We start from the raw sequence: 17,000 nt of genomic DNA on the forward strand, positions 1-17,000 counted from the left end.
GATATCCGGCACCACATGTACGTGGGGACTCTGTCCTTCGATCTGCTCCTCGGCGACGTCCATTCGTTGAAGGAGAAACGCTCCGTCGTCCGGCCCATCGTCGCCGAGCTCCAGCGCAAGTTCTCCGTGAGCGCGGCCGAGGTGGGCGACCAGGACCTCCACCGCAGGGCCCGACTGGGAGTCGCGCTGGTGTCCGGGGACGTGGGGTTCGTGTCGGACGTACTGGACCGCTGTGAGCAGCTGGTCGCGGCCAGGCCCGAGGTGGAGCTGTTGTCGGTGCGACGCAGGCTCCACACTGATGAAGACTGAATGAGCAAGGCAAAGAAGGAGAAGGACCAGTGGCCGACAACGCGCGGGCGAAGAAGCTGGCGGACCTCATCCGGGAGGTGGTCGCCGAGAAGCTGCAGCGCGGCATCAAGGACCCGCGCCTGGGTACGCACGTGACCATCACGGACACTCGCGTCACCGGTGACCTGCGGGAGGCCACGGTCTTCTACACGGTCTACGGCGACGACGAGGAGCGGGCCAGCGCGGCCGCGGGCCTGGAGAGCGCCAAGGGCGTGCTGCGCTCCGCGGTGGGCCGGGCGGCGGGCACCAAGTTCACGCCCACCCTGACCTTCGTCGCGGACGCGCTCCCGGAGACCGCGAAGACCATCGAGGACCTCCTCGACAAGGCGCGCGCCTCCGACGCCCAGGTGCGCGAGGTCTCCTCCGGTGCCAAGTACGCCGGCGAGGCCGACCCGTACCGCAAGCCCGAGGACGAGGACGAAGAGGGCACCACCGCCGAATGAGCACTGCAGGGAAGACGCCCGACGGCCTGGTCATTGTCGACAAGCCGTCGGGCTTCACTTCGCATGACGTCGTGGCCAAGATGCGCGGGATCGCCAAGACCCGCCGGGTCGGTCACGCGGGCACGCTCGACCCCATGGCGACGGGCGTCCTCGTCCTCGGCGTGGAGCGGGCGACCAAGCTGCTCGGTCACCTCGCGCTGACCGAGAAGGAGTACCTCGGCACCATCCGCCTCGGCCAGACGACGATCACCGACGACGCCGAGGGCGAGATCACGGCCTCCGTCGACGCGTCGAACGTGACGCGCGAGGGGATCGACGCGGGTGTGGCGGAGCTGACCGGCGCCATCATGCAGGTGCCGTCGAAGGTCTCCGCGATCAAGATCGACGGCAAGCGGTCGTACGCGCGGGTGCGCGGCGGCGAGGAGTTCGAGATCCCGGCGCGGCCGGTCACGGTCTCGTCCTTCCAGGTGTACGACGTCCGGGAGGCGGTCGCCGAGGACGGTACGGCGGTCGTGGACCTCGTCGTCTCGGTGGTCTGCTCCTCCGGTACGTACATCCGGGCGCTCGCCCGTGACCTGGGCGCGGGGCTCGGCGTGGGCGGTCATCTGACCGCGCTGCGACGGACCCGGGTCGGCCCGTACAAGCTGGACTCGGCGCGGACCCTGGACCAGCTCCAGGAGGAGCTGACGGTCATGCCGATCGCGGACGCGGCCTCGGCGGCGTTCCCCCGCTGGGAGGTCGACGAGAAGCGGGCCCGGCTGCTGCTGAACGGCGTCCGGCTTGAGATGCCGTCGTATCCGGCGGGCCCGGTGGCGGTCTTCGGGCCGGACGGGCGGCTGCTCGCGCTCGTGGAGGATCAGAAGGGCAAGGCCAAGAGCCTGGCGGTCTTCGCCGACGCGTGATCCCGTTATTTCTTGTGATCATGCTCACTTCGTGGGGCGGCACGCGCGCGTGCCCCCCCACGATCCCCTCCCCCGGGGAGTGTCTATCCACTCGGATCCCCACTTTCACCCCTTCGGGCAGGCGCTCGGGGTGAAACGGGGGAGCGCTGGGGGGCGCGTTCGGCCGGTGTGGTTCTCGGAGTGATCACCGCCGACCTACCGTCGACACCATGGGACGCGGGGACCTCGGCACGCTGGTACGGATCTGCGATCCGGGGGGCCGACCGCGCGGAACGGGGTTCGTGGCCGACGACCGGGGAACGGTCGTCACCAGTCACGAGGCCGTCGAAGGGCTCGTACGGATCATGCTGCGCGCGCCCGGGGAGCCCGACCGCGTGGCCGACACGCTCACCCTGCTGCCCGAGACGGGCCTCGCGCTCGTACGGGCCGAGGGGCTCGGGATCCGGCCGCTGCCGGTCTCGTCCCGGACCGAGGTCGAGTCAGGCATGTATGTCAGCATCGCCGCGCACGGCTGGCGAGAGGCCCGGGTGCTCGGCACGGCGCCCGTCTCGTACGCGACCGCCGGCCGCCGGCACCCGCTCCTCCGGGCGGCCTGGGAGCTGGCCATCGGCACGGAGGGCGCGGAGGCGCTTCGGCTTGGCGGGCAGGCCACGGGCGGCCCGGTCGTGGACCCGGAGACGGGAGCCGTCCTGGGGGTCCTGGGCACCGCGCTGCACGGCGACCACAGGGCCGCCGGATACGCGCTGCCCCTGGTGCCGGTGGGCCCGCTGGCGGAGCTGCTGAGCCGCAACGCGTCGAGCGCGCCGTGCTACGGCCGCGACCTCAACCTGGCGGGGGTCCTGGAGCTGGCCGCGACGTCGACCGGCGCGGCCTGGACGGCGGGGCCGCCGCCGGTCGAACGGGCCCATCTGGTGCGGGAGTTCGCCTCCTTCGCCGCGTCGGACGCCCTGGTCCTCGCCGTCGTCGGCGTGCCCGGCAGCGGCCGGACGACCGCCCTCGCCGCGCACTGCGCCGAGCGGGCGAGCGGCGACGAGCCCGCCGCCACGATCTGGCTGCGCGGGGCGGACCTGCGCCCGGACGACACCTCGGTCGCGGACGCGGTGGGCCGCGTGCTGCGCCAGGCGGGCCGGATCGTGGGGGCGTCGGGGGTTCGCGGCGACACGTCGACGGCCACCCCCGAACGCGCGGCGTTGCTCGCCCGCGAGTCGGGTCGGGAGCTGCTCGTCGTCCTCGACGGCCCGGAGGAAATGCCCCCCGCCCTGGCGCACCGCCTCGCCGACTGGACGACGGGCACGGAATCCTGGCTCCGCGGCCACGACACCCGCCTGATGCTCGGCTGCCGCCCGGAACACTGGGAACAGGCCCTCCGCCTGTACAGCCCGGGCACGCTGCACGCGCCGCGGACGGCCGGGCGGGTGGACCTGGGCGTGGCGGATCCGCCGGGCGGGCTGTCGGCTGTACCGGCGGGGGCCGATGCGGGTGGCCCGCCGGTCGTGCCCGGGGGCGTGTGGGTCGGGGAGTTGACCGAGGACGAGGCGGTGCTCGCGCGGGCGAGGTACGGGCTGGCGGCGAGCGATCTGGCGGCCGAGGACGCGCGCCATCCGCTCGTGCTGCGGCTGCTCGCCGAGGTGCGGGAGGCCGTGCCCGGGGGAGCGCCGGGGCGGCCCGGGCGGGAGGAGGTGTTCGGGGCGTACCTCGACCTGATGTGCCTGCGGGTCGCGGTACGGATCGCCGCCGGGACGCGGCCCGTTCCGCGCGGAACGGACGTACGCCGGCTCGCCGCGCGCGTCGCCGGGCGGGTGCACGAGGCGGCCCGCCGGTGCCTGGGGCCGGGGCAGGGGGAGTTGGACCGGGGTTCGTTCGAGGAGGTCTTCCCCTGGCGGACGGGCTGGGCCTCAGCCGTCCTGACCGAGGGGCTCGTCGTCCCGGCCGGCTCCGGCTACCGCTTCGGTCACGAGGAGCTCGCCGACTGGATCCAGGGCGCCCACCTGGACGTCGACGGGGCCCTGCACGCACTGGTGCGCCGCCGGGGCGAGGACGACGCCGCGATCCGCCTCCCGGCCCGCCCCGGCTCCCCGCACGCGGCCGTGGAACGGCACCCCCTCCCCGTACCGCGTCACCGGATCGGCCCCGTGGTGCAGGCGCTTCTCCTGATGGACCGCGAACACGGCCCCGAGGTGCTCGGGCGCCGTCTGACCGGCCTGGTCGAGGCCGTGGCGGCGGCCGCCGCCGACGCGTCCTGGTGGGCCTCCCGGCTCCTGGCCCAGACCCTCCCCCGCCTCCCGGACCCCAGGCCGTACCTCCCGACCCTCCACCACCTGGCCGACCACCTGGGCACCCTCCCGACCCCACGCCCGCCCCGGGCGAGCGCCCCGCCGGTCCCGCGAGGCGAGCCGCCCGCCCCCGCTTCCGTACCCGGTGCCGTGCTCCCGCCCCGCGCGCCCGGTTCCGTACCGGGGGCGGCGCTCCCGCCAGGCTTCGTCCCGCGCCCTTCGTCGGGGTACGGCCCCGGCCCACGGGCGCCCGAGGCCTCCGCCCCGCCGGCCCGGCCCGGCTCCGTACCGGCGGTGGCGGCGTTCCCGCCCGGCGTTCTGCCCGCCGTGTCGAGCGGGGGCGGCGCCGGCACCACGGGGTCTGCGGCGCGGCCTCAGCCGGGCGCCCCGCCGGACGGGCGTCCCGACGGCCCCGAGGGCGCGGCCCCCGTACCGTCCGCGCTCTTCGGGCCCGACTTCTGGGCGGCCCTGCGGGTCGGGGAGGACGAGCTCGTCGATCTGCTGCGGCGGCTCGTGCCCGCCGACCCGCCGCCCGGGAGCCACGCAGCGCCCCGCGTCCTCGATGTCGTCGCCGCGCGGCTCGTCGCCGAGCCCCGGGGGGTACAGCCGCTGCTCTGCCGTTGGTTCGGCGACGGGCGCGCCCTCGCCGCCGCACCGCACGCCACCGTCGGCACCGCCGCGCAGGCCCTCCTGCACACCCATCGCCGACTCGCCGTCGACGACCTGTGCGAGGCGCTCGTCGCCACCGCGCACCCCCTCGCCGAGGGGCTGCTCGTCGCGCTCACCGAGGACGAGCCGGCCGCCGTCTGCCGGGCCGTCGACCGCTGGGCCCACGACGACGGCCGGCCCGCCCGCCGCGCCGCCGCGGCCACGTACGGCGGCCTCGTCGCTCCCCACGTCACCACCGGCCCCGACCGCGAACTCCTCCGCTACGCCGCCCTCGCCCTGCTCGCCCGCCCCGCCGACGCCCCCCTGCACGGCCCCGCCCTCGGCCTGCTCGTCCGCGACCCGCACACCCGCGCCCGCCATCTGCCCCGCGCCCTGACCGACCCCCGGGTCCCCGCGACCGCGCTCACCACCGCGATCGCCACCCACCCCGAACCCGTCCTCGCCGCCCTCCAGGCGCGGCTGCACGGCTCCGGGGAGGCCGCCGGGGAGACCCTGCGGGCGCTCGCCGAGGTCACCACCCCCGCCCTCGCCCGCCGCGCCGCCGCCCTGGTCGGCGGCTACGTCGACCGCCACCCCGACGGCGTCCACCACGCCGCCGCCTTCATCGACCGCCGCCTCGAAGAGGGGCCCGTCGCCCGGGCCGTCCTCTTCCCGCTCGTCGCCGCGCTGATCCGGGGCCGATCGAGCCAAGTCCGCCGCGGCCTCGTGCCCGTCCTCGCCGCCCCCGGCACCGGCGCCTCCCGCCTCCTGCGGACCGAACTCCTCGACGTACTCCTCGATCACGAGCGGTACGTGTCACACGACCTCGACGTCCTCGACGCCCTGCTCCGCGCCGCCGCCCTCGACTGCGCACGCCGCCCCGAGGTCCGCACCCGCGCGCTCGTCCACCGCGCCGGGCTCCTCCTCGTCCGTACCCCGGACGGCGCCACCCGCCTCGACCGGCGGCTCGTCCAGCTGGCCCGCGAGGTGCCCGCGTTCGCCGCGCAGCTGGCCGGCTGGCTGGCCGCAGCGCCCGACGACTGGGCCGTCGTCGTCGGCCCCAGCACCCGCCGTACGGTCCAGCGGCTCGGCAGTTCCATGCCGATGCGAGGGGACGGCCCTGGGCATGGCAGTCTTAGACCGGCGTAATCGGCGAACAGGCGGACGAGGAGCGGTCACAGTGCAGCGCTGGCGTGGCTTGGAGGACATCCCCCAGGACTGGGGGCGCAGCGTCGTCACCATCGGCTCCTACGACGGGGTGCACCGCGGGCACCAGCTGATCATCGGGCGGGCGGTGGAACGCGCCCGTGCGCTGGGCGTCCCCTCGGTCGTCGTCACCTTCGAGCCGCACCCCTCCGAGGTCGTGCGGCCCGGCAGCCACCCGCCGCTGCTCGCCCCGCACCCCCGCCGCGCCGAGCTGATGGCGGAGCTGGGCGTGGACGCGGTCCTCGTCCTGCCGTTCACGGCCGAGTTCTCGCAGCTGTCCGCGGCGGACTTCATCGTGAAGGTCCTCGTCGACAAGCTGCACGCGAAGGCCGTCATCGAGGGCCCCAACTTCCGCTTCGGCCACCGCGCCGCCGGCAACGTCGCCTTCCTCGCGGAGCTCGGCGGCACGTACGACTACGAGGTCGAGGTCATCGACCTCTTCGTGAGCGGTACGGCGGGCGGCGGCGAGCCGTTCTCCTCGACGCTCACCCGCCGCCTGATCGCCGAGGGCGACGTGGAGGGCGCCGCCGAGATCCTCGGCCGCCCGCACCGCGTCGAGGGCATCGTCGTCCGGGGCGCGCAGCGCGGCCGCGAGCTCGGCTTCCCGACGGCCAACGTCGAGACCCTGCCGCACACCGCGATCCCCGCCGACGGCGTGTACGCCGGCTGGCTGACCGCCGCCGGGGAGCGCATGCCGGCCGCGATCTCGGTCGGCACGAACCCCCAGTTCGACGGCACCGAGCGGACCGTCGAGGCGTACGCCATCGACCGCGAGGGCCTCGACCTCTACGGCCTGCACGTGGCCGTCGACTTCCTGTCGTACGTCCGCGGCATGCTCAAGTTCGACACCCTGGACGACCTGCTCGAAGCGATGGCCGGGGACGTGAAGCGCTCCCGCGAACTCACCGAGGCGTACGACCGGAAGGGCTGAGGCGCCCACCAAGCGCCCCGTCACCAGGTGACGACCAGCTCCCTCGGGCCTCGGATCAGGCCCTTCGACTGGAAAACCGTTTCCTCCGGCGGGCCCGCGAGCCGCAGCTCCGGATAGCGTCGCAGCAGGGTCGAGATCATCACCTCGGACTCCATCCGGGTGAGCATCGCGCCCATGCAGTGGTGCGGACCGTGACCGAAGGAGACATGGCCGATGCCCTCCCGGTCGAAGTCCACCTCGTGCGGGTCCTCGAAGACCGACGGGTCACGGTTGGCGGCGAGGTAGGACGCGTACACCGCCTCGCCCGCCCGGATCAGCACCCCACCCACCTCGACGTCCTCGGTGGCGATCCGCGGCAGCCCGACGCCGTTGCGGTGCGGGATCCAGCGCAGCAACTCGTCCACGGCGCTCGGCAGCAGCTCCGGCTCCGCGCGCAGCCGGGCCATCAGCTCCGGCCGGGTGAGCAGCAGATACACCATGTTGGCGCTGTTGTTGCGGACCGCGTGCGCGCCGCTGATCAGGATCGCCATGGCCAGCGAGACGGCCTCGTCGAGGGAGATCCGGCCCTCCGCCAGGGACTCCGCGAGCTCCCCGGCGAGATCGTCCTGCGGCTCGGCGCGGCGCCGGTCGAGCAACCGGGTGATGTAGCCGTGGATCTGCGCCTTGGCCGCCCGGCTGCTCTCCGGTCCCGGGCCCGAGGACAGGATCAGGTCCGGCCAGGAGGCCAGCTCCGCCCGGTCCTCCTCCGGGATGCCGAGCAGATCGCACACCACGGCCATCGGCAGCGGGCCGTGCAGATGGCGCATCAGATCGGCGGGCCTGCCCGCCTCCTCCATCGCGTCGAGCAGCCGGTCTGCGGACGCCTGCGCCATCGGGCGCAGCCGCTTGGTGTTGTGGCCGGTGAACGTCCTGGTCACGGCCTTGCGCAGCTGCGTGTGGTACGGCGGATCGGCGTAGTTCAGGGCGGCCTTCGAGGCGACCATGTGGCCGGTCATGCCGGTGACCATGCGGTCGAGGAGGGCCGTTCGGCTGAACCGCGGATCGGAGGTCACCGCGCGTACGTCCTCGTACCGCGTGACCAGCCACGCCTCGTTGTCGGCGGCGAACGGCAGCCGGATGCGGGCCACCGGCTCCTTGTGGAGCAGCTCGGTGAGCAGGGGGTCGAACTCGAGCGCGGGCAGGTCGTCGACCGCCCAGGTGCGGACCGGGCAGCGCTCGGCCGCGGCGGTCGGTTCGGAGGCCGTCTCGGGGGCCGTCCCGGAGGTCATCTCGGAGGTCATGAGGAGGCTGTTCCCGGTGCGGGGCGGCCGCGACACGCCGAGCGACGACAGCCCCCCGGACGGAGCACGGCATCCGGAGGCGCCGGTCACGCTCCGTATCACGCGCTGTGTGCCTCCGGCGACGCTCGCGGTTGCGGGGTGCGCGTCACCGGGTGAGTGTGGCGGCAGTTCGCGGTGTACGAGAACGAAGGAGCGACTGTCGTGGTGACTCTGTGCAAACCCGCGGTGTCCGTACCCGAGTACGTGATCACGAGGGAGGAGACGCTCGCCCTCGCTCGTTCGCTGCACGCCGACCACCCCCAACTGCCGCTGGCCCTCCGGCTGATCGAGAACACCGGCGTCACCCAGCGGCACATCGTGCAGCCCATCCAGGAGACGCTCAAGCACCCCGGATTCGAGGAGCGGAACGCGCTCTACGAGAAGGAGGCCAAGGCCCGCGTCCCGAAGGTCGTCGAGGAGGCCCTGCGCCACGGGGGGCTGCGCCCCGCCGACATCGACATGATCGTCTACGTGTCGTGCACGGGCTTCATGATGCCGTCGCTCACCGCCTGGCTGATCAACACGATGGGCTTCCCCAGCCACACCCGGCAGGTCCCCATCGCCCAGCTCGGCTGCGCGGCCGGCGGCTCGGCGATCAACCGGGCGCACGACTTCTGCGTGGCGTACCCCGACGCGAACGTCCTCATCGTGGCCTGCGAGTTCTGCTCGCTCTGCTACCAGCCCACCGACCTCGGGGTGGGGTCGCTGCTCTCCAACGGCCTGTTCGGCGACGCGGTCGCGGCGGCGGTCGTACGGGGCCGGGGCGGCACCGGGATCGCCCTGGAGCGCAACAACTCCCATCTGGTCCCGGACACCGAGGACTGGATCGCGTACAGCGTCCGGGCCACCGGCTTCCACTTCCTGCTCGACAAGCGGGTGCCGACCACCATGGAGCCGCTGGCCCCGGCGCTCCGCGAGATCGCGGGCGAGCACGGCTGGGACGCGAGCGCCCTGGACTTCTACATCATCCACGCCGGCGGGCCGCGCATCCTCGACGATCTGAGCCGCTTCCTCGAAGTCCCGCCCGAGTCCTTCCGGTTCAGCCGGGCGACGCTCACCGAGTACGGCAATATCGCCAGCGCCGTCGTCCTGGACGCGGTGCGCAGGCTCTTCGACGCCGGCGGGCTGCCCGAGGGCGCGCGCGGCATCATCGCCGGGTTCGGGCCCGGCATCACGGCGGAGATGTGCCTGGGGCGGTGGACGACGTCGGTCGTGCCGTTCCTGGAGCCCGACCTGAACGCCCGCCGCATCGTCGGATGCCCGGCCCCCGTCCAGTCGGCACCGACCGCCTGACACCCGACCCGTTCCGCATAAGGAGACCCGCATGCCCCTCACGCCACCCTCCCGCCGTCGGGCCGTGCGCGGCCCGGCCGCGCTCACCGCGCTGCTCGCCGGCGTCGCCGCCGCGTCCCTCGCCGGTGCGCCCGCCCAGGCGGTGCCCCAGGGCAAGGTGCCCATGCACCAGTGCTGGATCAACGGCGTCTCCGCGCCGCCAGGAGAGCTGGTCAGCGGCACCGAGAAGGACGACTACATCTTCTGCGACAGCGACCTGGAGAACGTCACGGTCTGGGGCGGTGACGGCAACGACATGATCGAGGTCCGCGGCCTCGTCATCGACTCCGCCATCAGCGGCGGAGAAGGCGACGACGTCATCCGCGCCAAGCACCTCGTGCCGCAGAACAGCTTCAGCATGGTCCGCGGCAACCGCGGCAACGACGTCATCAAGGTCGCCACGGTCGTCGGCGACGGCGCCAAGGGGGCCGTCGTCCACGGCGACGACGGCAACGACAAGATCACCACCGGCTCGGTCTCCGGCGCGCCCACCAAGTTCAACCGCGGCGGCGGCATCGTGACCGGCAACGACGGCGTCGACATCATCAAGGTCGGCACGATCGACTTCTCCGCTCGGGTCCTCGGCGGCAGCGAGAACGACACCATCGAGGCGAAGGCCCTCGGCCCGGAGTCCGGCGGCCTCATCCAGGCAGGTCCGGGCGACGACACGATCAGCGGCCCCGACGGCTCGATCCTGATCGTGGGCGAGCACTGGGGGAGCGTCGACGCCGGTGTCGGCAAGGACGACTGCAGGGTGAAGTCGGTCTCGACGCGGACGTCGATCAGCGGCTGCGAGATCCTGCCGCCGAAGAGCGCCCCGTCGGACAGCGGCCAGAAGCCGCCGAACCCCTCGGCCCCCGAGTCTCCGGCGAAGCCGGCGGCCGAGCCGGCGGCCGAGCCGGCGGCCGAACCGGCGGCCGACCTCGCCTCCGAGCAGGTCGAGGGCGCCCCCACCCCCTGAAGCCCCGCAGGCACCGCACGTTCCCGGCTCGCCCTGTCCACCCGGGCGAGCCGGAAGCGTGTCCGCGGGTCAGGCGCCGTCGACGGCCCCGGACCGCACCCAGTGGCAGGCCACGTCCCGTGTGCCGCCGCCCGCGAGGACCGGGAGGTCCTCGGTGCGGCAGCGCTCCGCCACCGGGGCGGCCTCGCCCGAGGCGAGGACCTGGCAGCGGGCGTGGAAGCGGCAGCCGGACGGGATGCGGGCCGGGTCCGGGGGCTCGCCGGTCAGCACCACCGGCGCGCCCTCGGACTCCGGGAGCACCGACAACAGCGCCCGGGTGTACGGATGCTGAGGAGACGTCAGTACGGACTCCACCGTGCCGGTCTCGACGATCCGCCCCAGGTACATCACCGCCACCCGGTCCGCGATGTTCCACGCGAGTCCCAGGTCGTGCGTCACGACCAGCGCCGAGAGCCCCAGCTCGTCCCGGAGCCGTAGCAGCAGCGCCAGGATCTCGCCCCGTACCGACGCGTCCAGCGAGGCCACCGGCTCGTCCGCGACGATCAGCTCCGGCTGGAGGACCAGCGCGCCCGCGATGACGACGCGCTGGCGCTGACCGCCCGACAGCTCGTGCGGGTACCGCAGGAAGAAACGCTCCGGCGGCCGTAGACCGGCCCGCGAAAGGGCCTCCCCGACCGCCGCCCGCTCGTCCCCCTCGTACCCGTGGATGCGCAGCCCCTCGGCCACCGCCTCGTACACGGTGTGCCGGGGGTTCAGCGAGCCGCTGGGGTCCTGGAGGACCAGCTGGGCGCGTCTGCGGTACGCCTTGAGGGCGCGGGAGGTGTACGAGAGCGGCTCACCGGCGAAGGTGACCGCGCCGGCCGTCGGCGGCACCAGGCCGAGCAGCGACCGCGCCAGCGTCGTCTTGCCGCACCCGGACTCGCCGACGAGCGCCACGATCTCCCCGGGGCCGATGTCCAGATCCACCCCGTCCACCGCGCGCGCGGCCGGCGCGCCCCGCCGCCCGGGGAAGGTGACGCGCAGCCCGCTCGCCGACAGCAGCGGCCCGGTCGCGGTCGGCGCGCCGGCCGATGCCCCAGCCCCGTCCTGGGTCAACGGGTTCATGAGCCACTCCCCACATGTACGCAGGCCGCCCGGCGCCCCGCGCCGGCGTCCCGCAGCTCCTGGTCCCGTACGCCACAGACGTCGTCCACCGCCACCGGGCAGCGCGGATGGAACGCGCACCCGCCCGGCAGATCGGCCGGGTCCGGTGGATCGCCCGGCAGGCCGCGCGGCGCCCGCCGGGACGCCGGGTCGCCGATCCTCGGGAAGGCCGAGGACAGCGCCCGCCCGTACGGATGCTCGGCCGCGTCGTACACCGCCCGCGCCGGGCCCTCCTCGACCACGCGCCCGGCGTACATCACCGCGAGCCGGTCGCAGGTGTCGGCGAGGACCGCCAGATCGTGGCTGATCATCAGCAGGCTGATGTCGTCGTCCGCCACCAGTCGCTCGATCAGCCGCAGGATCTGCGCCTGGATCATCACGTCGAGCGCCGTCGTCGGCTCGTCCGCCACGATCAGCCGCGGATCGCAGGCCAGGGCCATCGCGATCATCACCCGCTGCCGCTGCCCGCCGGACAGCTCGTGCGGATAGGCCGCCGCCCGCGCCGCCGGCAGCCCGACGTGCTCCAGGAGCTCCCCGACCCGCTTCCGCGCCGCCGCCGGCGTCGGACGCCCGTGCACGAGCAGCGGCTCCGCGATCTGGTCGCCGATCCGCCGCACCGCGTTCAGCGAGTGCATCGCGCCCTGGAAGACGATCGACGCCCCCGCCCAGCGGACCGCCCGCAGCCGCCCCCACTTCATGGCGAGGACGTCCTCGCCGTCGAGCAGGATCTGCCCGGTCAGCGTCGCGGACGGCGGCAGCAGGCGCAGCAGGGCCAGCGCTATCGTCGACTTCCCGCACCCCGACTCGCCCGCGACCCCGAGCTTCTGCCCAGCCGCGAGGGTGAGGTCGACGCCCCGTACGGCGGGGACGGCGGACGCCCCCGACCCGTACGTCACGCTCAGGTTCCGTACCTCCAGCAGGCTCATCGACCCACCCCCAGCTTCGGGTTGAGGACGGACTCGACAGCCCGTCCGCACAGCGTGAAGGCGAGCGCGACCAGCGCGATCGCGATCCCGGGCGGGGCGAGATACCACCAGTGGCCGGACGAGACCGCGCCCGCCTCCCGCGCGTCCTGCAGCATGCCGCCCCAGGAGACCACCGTCGGGTCGCCGAGGCCGAGGAAGGCCAGGGTCGCCTCGGTGAGGATCGCGGTCGAGATGCCGAGCGTGGTCTGCGCGAGGACCAGCGGCATCACGTTCGGCAGCACGTGCCGGCTCATGATGTGCCCATGGCCACCGCCGAGCGCCGTGGCCCGCTCGATGTACGGGCGGGACTCCACCGCGATCGTCTGGGCGCGGACCAGGCGGGCCGTGGTCGGCCAGCTGGTGACGCCGATCGCGAGGATCACCGTCCACATCGAGCGGGACATCACGGTCGCCAGGACGATCGCGAGGACGAGGGTCGGCATGACGAGGAACCAGTCGGTGATCCGCATGACGACCGTCGAGAACCAGCCGCCGTAGTGCCCGGCGATGATCCCGACGAGCGTGCCGATGGCGACCGAGAGCGCCGCCGCGAGCAGGCCGACGAGCAGCGAGATCCGCGCGCCCCAGATCAGCAGGCCGAGCAGCGAGCGCCCGAACTGGTCGGTCCCGAGCGGGAATTCGGCGCTCGGCGACTCCAGCGCCGTACCCCGCGCGTTCGTCACCGACTGCACGTCCGCGCCGACGGTCAGTGGGGCGGTGAGCGCGAGCAGCGCGATCAGGGCGAGCCCGGCGAGACCGTAGAGCCCGGCCCGGTGGGTGCGGTACTGCTGCCAGAAGCGGGACACGGCGTTCCTGCGCCGCGTCCAGGTCAGAGAGGTCGTCATCGGCCCACCCGGGGGTCGAGCAGCGGATAGAGCAGGTCGGCGATCAGGTTCATCACGATCATCGCGCCGGCGAAGACCACGAACAGGCCCTGGACGAGCGGGAGATCGGGCACGCTGAGCGCCTGGTAGAACAGCCCGCCGAGCCCAGGCCAGGAGAACACCGTCTCCACCAGGATCGAACCGGCCGCCACATGGCCCAGGTTGATGAAGATCATGGTCACCGTCGGCAGCAGCGCGTTCGGAACGGCGTGCCGGCGCCGTACGGCGTCGTCCCGCAGCCCCTTCGCCCGCGCGGTCGTCAGATAGTCGCTGCCCATCTCGTCGAGCAGCGAGGAGCGCATCACCAGCAGCGTCTGCGCGTACCCGACCGCCACCAGGGTGACCACCGGCAGCACCATGTGGTGCGCGACGTCGAGGGCGTACGCGAAGCCGGTCTCGCCCGTGCCCGACTCCATGCCGCCGGTCGGGAAGAGCCCCGGGATCGGCCCGACGCCGACCGAGAAGACGGTGATCAGGAGCAGCCCGAGCCAGAACGAGGGCACCGACCACAGGGTCAGCGCGACGCCCGTGCTCACCTTGTCGCCGAGACCGCCGTGGTTCCAGGCGGAGCGGGTACCGAGCCACAGCCCGAGCGCCGAGTAGAGGACCACGGCGACACCGGTGAGCAGCAGCGTCGCCGGCAGCTTCTGCGCGATGAGATCGCCGACCGGCGCGTGGAACTGGTACGAGGTGCCGAGATCGCCGCTCAGCGCCTTGGCGCAGTAGTCGGTGAACTGCTGCCACATCGGCAGATCGAGACCGAACTGCCGTCGTAGGGTGGCCAGTTGTTCAGCCGAGGTGGGGACGCCTTGGGTCATCGCCTTGACCGGGTCGCCGGGGATGATCCGGAACAGGAAGAAACTGGTGACCAGCACGGCGAAGAGCGAGACGGCGGCGCCGCCCAGCTTGCCGGCCACGTAACGGAGGTACTGGAGGGTCGTCCCGGTGCGGGAGGCGCCGTCCGTGGCGCGGACCGGTTCGGTCCGCGCCACGTCGGCGGGGGTGCTTGGCGTGCTTGCCGTCGTCACGTCGTCGCTCTTCGCCCGTCTGGTCGTCTGGTCGTCTGGTCGTCTACGGGTCTACTCGGCTACTCGCGGTCGTCGGCGGTGGACCGGCGCCGGATGCCGAGGAAGATCCCGATCCCGACCACGACGACCACGGCCGCGCCGATGCCGACGATCACTCCGGTGGACGAACCGCCGTCGGAGCCGGACTCGGACCCGGCGGCGGAGGTGGCCGGCTCGGCCGACCACCAGCTCCAGTAGCCGTCCTGGCCCCACAGGTTGCCGGCGGCCGCCGGCATGGTCGTGATGGTCTTGATCTGGTCCGTGCGGTACGCCTCCACGGCGTTCGGGTAGGCCATGATGTTCATGTACCCCGTGTCGTACAGCCTGGACTGCATCTGCTTGACCAGATCCGCCCGCTTGGCGGCGTCGTACTCCACCGCCTGCTGCGCGTAGAGCGCGTCGAACTGCTGGTCGCAGATGAAGTTGTCGGTGGCGCCGGTGTCCTTCGGGGTCGCGGGCAGCGTGCCGCAGGTGTGGATCGACAGGACGTAGTCGGGGTCGGGGTTGACCGACCAGCCGTCGAAGGCGAGGTCGTAGTCGCCCTTGGTCCACGGGTCGCCGACGTTGTCGAGGCACTCGACCTTCAGGCCGATGCCGAGCTCGCCCCACCACTCCTGGAGGTACTTGGCCGTAGCCTTGTCGTTCGGGTCGGTGGCGTGGCAGAGGATCCGGAAGTCCAGCGCCCTGCCGTCCTTGCCGGCCCGCTTCCCCTCGCCGTTCTTCTTGTACCCGGCCTGGTCCAGGAGCTGCGCGGCCTTGGCCGGGTCGTAGCCCCGCTTCTGCTCGGCGCTCGGCTTCCAGAAGTACGACTCGAAGCGCGGCGGGATGTAGCCCTCGCCCTCGACGGCGCGGCCCTGGAAGACCTTGTCGACGATCGTGGTCCGGTCGACGGCGAGGAAGAGCGCCTTGCGGACGGCCGGGTCGAGCAGCGCGGGATGCCCGTTGCCGAACGTCTTGCCGTCCTTGGAGCGCGCGCCCGGGTTGGTGGCCAGGGCGAAGAAGCGCCGGCCGGGAGCGTCGTTGACCTTGATGTTCTTCATGGACTTCAGGGCGTCGGCCTGAGCGGGCGTCAGGTTCGGTACGAAGGACACCTCACCCTTCTGCAGCGCGGCGACGGCCGCGTCACCGTCCTTATAGTACTTGAACACCAGCTCGTCGAACTGGGGGGCGCCGCGCCAGAAGCTCTTGTTCGGCTTCATCTTGATGTACTGGTCGACCTTGAAGTCCGTGATGACGAAGGGGCCGTTGCCGACGACCGGGAACTGCTGGTCGTTGTTGAACTTCGAGAAGTCGCCGACCGTCTCCCAGACGTGCTTCGGCACGATCGGCACGTCGAGCGCCGTCATCGTGGCCTGCGGCTTCTTCAGCTCGATGACGAGCGTCTGCGGGTCGGGCGCGGTGACCTTCTTGAAGTTGGCCGTGAAGCTGCCGTTCGCGGTGGCGGCGTTCTCGTCCGTCATCATCTTGTTGAAGGTCCAGGCGGCGTCCTCGGCGGTGGCCTGCTTCCCGTCGGACCACTTCGAGTCCTTGCGGATCGTGTACGTCCAGGTCAGCTTGTCGGCCGAGGGCTTCCACTCGGTCGCCAGACCCGGGATCGGCTTGGCGTCCTTCGCGTCGTAGTTCGTCAGGTACTCGTACGCCAGACGGTGGATGCTGGTCGAGACGAGCTTCTGGGCGAGGAACGGGCTCAGCGAGTCGACGCTCTGCGAGACGGCGACGGTGAGGGTGGTGCCGCCGCTCTTCGCGTCACCGTCGGCGGCGTGCGCGGACGGGGCGCTGACCTGCGGGACGGCGGTGAGCGCGGTGGCGGCGACGCCTGCGGCGAGGAGCAGCCGGGGGAGTCGGGCGGCGATTCTTCGGGGGGCGGCGGGGCGGGGCGGGACCTTCGTGACCATGACCATAGGACGTACCTCGCGTCGTGGATCTTGGGCGCCAACTGGTGAAGCGAAGGTTTATCAGCGCTGGACGAGGGTCGTCAACGATGACTCAAACCCCTTGTGGACTGCGGGAATGCGAGGAGGCCCCGCACCGGGGAGCCGGTGCGGGGCCTCATTGGTCTACTCCTGTGACGCCTTACTGCTGAGGGGCTGGCGGAGGCTGCGGAGGCGTCTGCTGGCCCTGCTGCGGCTGTTGCTGCGGCCAACCGGCGGGCGGAGGTACGGGCGCGTTCGGATCGGCGGGCGGCTGCGGGGCTCCCGGCTGGGCCGGGGGCTGCTGCCAGCCCTGGGGGACGCCGGGCTGGCCGGGCTGACCGGCCTGCGGCGGGTAGGGCTGGGGGTACGGCTGCGCCTGGGCCTGGGGGTACGGCTGGGGCGCGTACGGCTGCGCCTGCTGCGGGGGGTACGGCTGCTGACCGGGGTCGGCCTGCCCGGGCATGGGCTGACCGGGCATGGGCTGACCGGGCATCTGCTGTCCCGGCATGGGCTGTGGCGGGTACGGCTGCTGCCCGGGCATCGGCTGCCCCGGCATCTGCTGACCGGGCATCTGCTGACCGGGAATCGGCTGCCCGGGCATCGGCTGCCCCGGCATCTGCTGACCGGGCATCTGCTGACCGGGAATCGGCTGCCCGGGCATCGGC

Annotated in this window: 14 protein-coding genes; 8 read left to right on the forward strand and 6 right to left on the reverse strand. The window is 73.0% G+C overall.

Translation table 11 applies throughout. The features are described from left to right. The first annotated feature begins 15 nt into the window (after window positions 1-15). The 5 genes from Q5762_RS22105 (at window position 16) to Q5762_RS22125 (ending at window position 6,751) form a co-directional block, all read left to right on the forward strand. Window positions 16-309 carry a DUF503 domain-containing protein gene (locus Q5762_RS22105; RefSeq protein ID WP_315893927.1) on the forward strand — a complete coding sequence of 98 codons (294 nt, stop codon included), beginning with the start codon at window positions 16-18 and terminating at the stop codon, window positions 307-309. A 29-nt stretch (window positions 310-338) separates the two neighbouring features. Further along, window positions 339-791 (forward strand): 30S ribosome-binding factor RbfA, encoded by a 453-nt coding sequence (rbfA, locus tag Q5762_RS22110; protein ID WP_315893928.1) that lies wholly within the window; start codon window positions 339-341, stop codon window positions 789-791. Beyond that, the gene (gene truB, locus Q5762_RS22115) at window positions 788-1,693 is read left to right on the forward strand and encodes a tRNA pseudouridine(55) synthase TruB (RefSeq protein WP_315893929.1); all 906 of its coding nucleotides are present in this window, start codon (window positions 788-790) and stop codon (window positions 1,691-1,693) included. The genes rbfA and truB overlap by 4 nt, the downstream gene beginning before the upstream one ends. Before the next feature lie 209 nt (window positions 1,694-1,902). Beyond that, complete coding sequence (locus tag Q5762_RS22120) at window positions 1,903-5,763, forward strand: trypsin-like peptidase domain-containing protein (RefSeq protein ID WP_315893930.1); 3,861 nt, start codon at window positions 1,903-1,905, stop codon at window positions 5,761-5,763. Window positions 5,764-5,794: 31 nt separating this feature from the next. Beyond that, entirely contained in the window at window positions 5,795-6,751 is a 957-nt protein-coding gene (locus Q5762_RS22125; protein ID WP_315893931.1) for a bifunctional riboflavin kinase/FAD synthetase, read from the forward strand. 20 nt (window positions 6,752-6,771) lie between these two features. Here the strand turns inward: Q5762_RS22125 and Q5762_RS22130 are convergent, their stop codons facing one another. After that, complete coding sequence (locus tag Q5762_RS22130) at window positions 6,772-8,031, reverse strand: cytochrome P450 (protein ID WP_315893932.1); 1,260 nt, start codon at window positions 8,029-8,031, stop codon at window positions 6,772-6,774. 201 nt (window positions 8,032-8,232) lie between these two features. On the opposite strand from Q5762_RS22130, the gene Q5762_RS22135 reads away from it, so the two are divergent. Next, window positions 8,233-9,363, forward strand: coding sequence for a type III polyketide synthase (locus tag Q5762_RS22135; RefSeq protein WP_315893933.1), 1,131 nt, complete (start codon window positions 8,233-8,235; stop codon window positions 9,361-9,363). Between the two features lie 31 nt (window positions 9,364-9,394). After that, window positions 9,395-10,363, forward strand: a complete 969-nt coding sequence (locus Q5762_RS22140; protein WP_315893934.1) for a hypothetical protein — start codon at window positions 9,395-9,397, stop codon at window positions 10,361-10,363. Between the two features lie 69 nt (window positions 10,364-10,432). On the opposite strand, the gene Q5762_RS22145 is transcribed toward Q5762_RS22140, so the two are convergent. The 5 genes from Q5762_RS22145 to Q5762_RS22165 are packed head-to-tail and all read right to left on the reverse strand — an operon-like array spanning window position 10,433 to window position 16,317. Then, on the reverse strand, window positions 10,433-11,467 hold the full coding sequence (locus tag Q5762_RS22145; protein WP_315893935.1) for an ABC transporter ATP-binding protein: 1,035 nt from the start codon (window positions 11,465-11,467) through the stop codon (window positions 10,433-10,435). After that, a complete protein-coding gene (locus Q5762_RS22150) occupies window positions 11,464-12,432 on the reverse strand; it encodes an ABC transporter ATP-binding protein (RefSeq protein ID WP_315893936.1) in 969 nt (322 codons plus the stop codon). Before Q5762_RS22150 ends, Q5762_RS22145 begins: the two co-directional genes overlap by 4 nt. Further along, window positions 12,429-13,316, reverse strand: a complete 888-nt coding sequence (locus tag Q5762_RS22155; protein WP_315893937.1) for an ABC transporter permease — start codon at window positions 13,314-13,316, stop codon at window positions 12,429-12,431. Before Q5762_RS22155 ends, Q5762_RS22150 begins: the two co-directional genes overlap by 4 nt. Continuing rightward, window positions 13,313-14,383: an ABC transporter permease gene (locus tag Q5762_RS22160; protein WP_399495228.1), complete on the reverse strand. Its 1,071-nt coding sequence runs from the start codon at window positions 14,381-14,383 to the stop codon at window positions 13,313-13,315. The genes Q5762_RS22155 and Q5762_RS22160 overlap by 4 nt, the downstream gene beginning before the upstream one ends. Before the next feature lie 59 nt (window positions 14,384-14,442). Continuing rightward, window positions 14,443-16,317, reverse strand: a complete 1,875-nt coding sequence (locus tag Q5762_RS22165; protein WP_315893938.1) for an ABC transporter substrate-binding protein — start codon at window positions 16,315-16,317, stop codon at window positions 14,443-14,445. A gap of 235 nt (window positions 16,318-16,552) precedes the next feature. Between Q5762_RS22165 and Q5762_RS22170 the strand changes: the two genes are divergently transcribed. Continuing rightward, window positions 16,553-17,000, forward strand: a 448-nt coding sequence (locus Q5762_RS22170; protein ID WP_399495229.1) for a hypothetical protein, incomplete at its 3' end; no start/stop codon positions are given.

It is taken from the genome of Streptomyces sp. P9(2023), assembly GCF_032436795.1.
Classification (GTDB): Bacteria; Actinomycetota; Actinomycetes; order Streptomycetales; family Streptomycetaceae; genus Streptomyces.